Origin of the sequence: Rhodococcus sp. ARC_M6 (assembly GCF_022810305.1) — a bacterium.
Lineage (GTDB): Bacteria > Actinomycetota > Actinomycetes > Mycobacteriales > Mycobacteriaceae > Rhodococcus_F.
Map to the genome: position 1 here is coordinate 1 of NZ_JALGQH010000123.1, position 255 is coordinate 255.

Here is a 255-nt window from a genome sequence, read left to right on the forward strand (position 1 = left end):
TGGGGGAGGCCTGCAAGGTGACGGCGGTGATGAAGGTGCGGCCGAGGTTGGTCAGCAGGGGGCGGATGGCGGTGTCGGCGCGGTCGTAGGTTTTGAGGGCGTATTCGGTGCCGTTCCAGATCACTGCGGTCAGGGAGGTGACGAGGTTGGAGAGGGAGCCGAAGGTTTGTCCGGGGACGGGTGTTTCGCCTTCGGCGGGCAGGGCTGCGCCGTGGGCGTCGACGGCGAGGCAGCCGGCGATGGAGAGGACGCCGG

Annotated in this window: 1 pseudogene; it reads right to left on the reverse strand. The window is 69.0% G+C overall.

The annotated features are described in order from the left end of the window. Window positions 1–255 (reverse strand): annotated as a pseudogene (locus MTX36_RS29660) (FAD-linked oxidase); the annotation flags it as partial.